Here is a 3,649-nt window from a genome sequence, read left to right on the forward strand (position 1 = left end):
GTCCAGTTCGGTCTGTTCCTCCTCGTCGTCGGGCAGGTGGACGTCGTCGACGGCGATGTTCACCTCGACGACCTCCAGGCCCGTCATCCGCTCCACGGCGCTGATGACGTTGGTGCGTACGCCGCCCGCGACGTCGACGATGGAGACGCCGTACTCGACGACGACGTCCAGGTCCACCGCGGCCTGGCGTTCCCCGACCTCGACCTTGACGCCGCGGGTGACCGCTCCGCCTCCGCCTGCGCCGGGGACGCGTTCCCGCATGGCTCCGAAGGCGCGGGCCATGCCGGCGCCCAGGTTGTAGATGCCCGGTACCTCGCGGGCGGCCATGCCCGCGATCTTGGCCACCACACCGTCCGCGATGGTGGTCCTGCCCCGTGTCTCGGCCGGAGCCCCGGCCCCGGTGCGGCCCTTGAGCGCGCTCACGCCCGCTTCGGGCCGGCTGCCCCCGCCGACGCTGGTGATGTTGTCCGTCATGGCGGTCGCCTCGATCGGTCGGCCGGACACCGGAATGGCGCCCGTCGAACGTTGGACATACCGGGCGGCACAATCCTCACGCGTCTGGCATGTGATGTGCGTCACAACTCGTATCAGGGGTACACGCTCGTTCCGAGCCTGCGTGGGAGCGTCATGATCGAACGCACTGCTTCCCCACGACTGGGGTGCGACCTGCCCGACCGCCTGCTGGCCGTACGGGCGGCCGAGGGAGACGAGGACGCCTTCGCCGTTCTCGTCCAGCGGCACAGCCGGTCCCTGCTGACCCTGGCCCGTTGCATGCTGGGCAACCCCCAGGACGCCGAGGAGGCCGTTCAGGACGCCTTCGTCAGCGCCTGGCGCCACCTGCCGGAATACCGCCACAGGGCGGAGTTCCGCACCTGGATGTACCGGATCACCGTCAACCGCTGCCAGACCATGTGCCGCCGCCGGCCGCCGCCCCTCCCCCTGGACGCCGTCGCCGAACCCGCGGCGGGCGACGCGTGGAGCCAGCCCGCCCGGACCGCCGAGCAGGACGCGGCCACGGCCGCCCTGTTCACCGCACTCGCCGAGCTGGACGCCGGACAGCGGGTCTGCTGGATCATGCGGGAGGTGCAGGGCCTGCCCTACAAGGAGATAGCGCACGTGACGCGTACCGGCGAGCAGACGGTACGCGGCAGACTGTTCAGGGCACGCCGATCCCTGCAGGAGGCGATGGGCCCATGGCGCTAGACGACCCGCACACGCGGCCTCCCGAACCGCCCGGAGCCGACGGGCCCCGCAACGGCTGGGCCGCCGCCGACGTGCCCCCGATCGCAGGCGATGAGGTACTGCCCTGCGGCCGCCTGCTCAGCCGGGTCTGGGAACAGGCACGGGACGCACCGCCGGCCGCGGACCCGCACCCGGTGTCCTGTCCATACTGCCGAGAGGCGGTCGAGGGACTGGCCACGGTGAACGCGGCCGCCCGGGCGCTGCGCGACGAGGACCCTCCGGGCCTGCACGCACTCGCCGACCGGGTCATGGACGTCGTCAGGGCAGAGGTCCGGTTCGGGCGGCTGCTGCCCCTGGCCGACCCCGACCGGGACCTGCGGATCGCCGAGAGCGCCGCGGCGAAGGTGCTGAGGCGGGCCGCGGACACGGTCCCCGGTGCCAGGGCCGCGACCTGCCGGCTCGTACCCGAGGGCAACGGCACCGACGTGCGGGTGACCATGACCCTGGCCGCCGCCCTCGACCGCCCGCTGCCCGACCGGGTCCACCAGGTACGCCGATCGGTCCTCCACTCGGCCGGACAGGACCTGGGGCTCACGGTGACAGCCGTCGACATCACCGTGGCCGACGTACTGGAACCGGGACCGACCCTCGGTCCCCGCCTCCCGACGGGCGGTGGCGCATGATGACCGCCACCGGCACCACCGCGCTCCTCGGCGTCGCGGCCGAGGCAGCCCTCGCGGTTCCTGGCGTGGCCGCCCTGCAACCCCGCCTCGCGCGGCGCCTCGCGGCAGCCGCCGCGCCCACCCGGGCGGACACCACGCCACCTGAGGCCGGCGTACGCGCCGACCGGGCGCCGGACGGTTCGGGATGGCACATCGAGGTGCGCTGCGTCCTGACGGAGGGTCGGCGGGCGCTGGACATCGCCCGAAACGTCCACGACCGGGTGACAGCCGCCCTCGTCACCCACCTCGCCACCCACGGTGCCGCGGAGCCGGTCACCGTCGCGGTCACGGTGACCGGTATCGCCGCCTGGCGCGACGCGGCATGAGCGGCGGCGCGGGCACAGGCCCCGCGAACCGTCGTTCGGCAAGCAGCAGGTCGCCGACCGTGGGAGCACGCTGCTCCCGTCCGGAAGTCCTACATGGGCGGTCGCGGCTCAAGCCTCGATGCCGCCGACGATCCGGCTCTCGTGCGGGGTGACCGGCTGTGAGTTACGGGTACGCGGGGAGGCGGCCGACCACGGCAGCGGGAGAGATGAGGTTCGCATGCGTACTGTCCTCGGCAGCCGCCCGCCTGCCGCCGTGCGCGGCAGCCCACTGCGGGGCCGGGTCGCTGTGGTCACGGGGGCGGCGCGCGGCGTGGGCGAGGCACTGGTGCGGCGCCTGTCCGCGGAGGGCATGCGGATCGCTCTGCTCGGTCGTGAGGAGGAGACGCTGTCCCAGGTGGCGGCGTCACTGGCCGTCATGACCGTCTGCATCGAGGCGGACGTGACCGATCAGGCCGCCCTCCACAGGGCTGCGCGGCAGGTCGAGGAGCGGCTCGGACCGGCCGGCGTCGTCGTGGCCAACGCCGGCATCGCCGTCGGCGGGCCCTTCACCCGCACCGAGGCCGAGCTGTGGCGACGCGTCGTCGACGTCAACCTGGTCGGGGCGGCGAACACCGCCAGGGCCTTCCTTCCCCAACTCACGCGGACCGGAGGTTACTTCCTCCAGATCGCCTCGACCGCAGCGTTCGGCTCCGCTCCGATGATGAGCGCGTACTGCGCGTCCAAGGCAGGCGCGGAGTCCTTCGCCCTGGCACTGCGCGGTGAGGTCGCCCCCGAGGGGGTCGCCGTCGGCATCGCCTACCTGCACTGGACCGGCACCGACATGATCGCCGGAATGGACGAGCACCCGGTGCTGAGAGCCCTCCGCCGGCACCAGCCGCCCTTCGCTCGTCGGGTCCACAGTCCGGCGCAGGTGGCCGACTGGCTCGCCACCGGCATCACACACCGTGCCCGGAGCATCTACGCGCCCCCGTGGCTGCGCTGGTGCCAGCCGCTGCGGCCGGTCTTCCCGTTCGTGGTCGGCCGCATCGCCCGACGCGAACTGCGGGAGGGATCGACCGACGAACTCGGGGCCGAGGCCGACGTGCTCGGGGCGGGCGGCCGTGCCGACTGGATGTCGGTCAGGCCCGAGACCTGACCCGCGACGGGGGCCGGAGGCGTCCAGAGGGTGTCCGACAGGCCGTGCGACGTCCGCGCATGCTGCGATCGCAGAGCGAGAGCCGGCCGGACCGGCCGATCAGAACGCTCGGTAACACGCCGGAAGCACGAGACTCGGCCCCGGGGAGACCGTAAGGACATGCCCGGGCCCCTGCCGTATACGGACGCGGTGCACTGCCCGGGGAGTGGTTTCCCAGGGCGGAAGCGGCCGTAGAGCCCCCAGGCGGGTAGGTGGTCGCCATGGACGAGGATGACGCGGACGCG

5 protein-coding genes are annotated in these 3,649 nt (G+C 73.2%); 4 read left to right on the forward strand and 1 reads right to left on the reverse strand.

Annotated elements, in window-relative coordinates; all coding sequences use genetic code 11:
- Positions 1-474: Asp23/Gls24 family envelope stress response protein (locus tag ACWC94_RS42200; RefSeq protein ID WP_450803081.1), on the reverse strand; the 474-nt coding region annotated here is incomplete at its 3' end.
- 153 nt (positions 475-627) lie between these two features.
- Here ACWC94_RS42200 and ACWC94_RS42205 point away from each other — a divergent pair.
- The 4 genes from ACWC94_RS42205 to ACWC94_RS42220 all read left to right on the forward strand — a co-directional run bounded on the left by ACWC94_RS42205 (position 628) and on the right by ACWC94_RS42220 (position 3,365).
- Positions 628-1,203, forward strand: a complete 576-nt coding sequence (locus ACWC94_RS42205) for an RNA polymerase sigma factor (protein ID WP_450803083.1) — start codon at positions 628-630, stop codon at positions 1,201-1,203.
- Positions 1,194-1,865, forward strand: a complete 672-nt coding sequence (locus ACWC94_RS42210) for a hypothetical protein (RefSeq protein WP_450803085.1) — start codon at positions 1,194-1,196, stop codon at positions 1,863-1,865. Before ACWC94_RS42205 ends, ACWC94_RS42210 begins: the two co-directional genes overlap by 10 nt.
- Positions 1,865-2,230, forward strand: coding sequence for a hypothetical protein (locus tag ACWC94_RS42215; RefSeq protein ID WP_055707160.1), 366 nt, complete (start codon positions 1,865-1,867; stop codon positions 2,228-2,230). Before ACWC94_RS42210 ends, ACWC94_RS42215 begins: the two co-directional genes overlap by 1 nt.
- A 217-nt stretch (positions 2,231-2,447) precedes the next feature.
- Positions 2,448-3,365, forward strand: a complete 918-nt coding sequence (locus tag ACWC94_RS42220; protein ID WP_450803087.1) for an SDR family oxidoreductase — start codon at positions 2,448-2,450, stop codon at positions 3,363-3,365.
- The last annotated feature ends 284 nt before the right edge of the window (positions 3,366-3,649 follow it).

This window comes from Streptomyces sp. NPDC001135, from assembly GCF_053598395.1.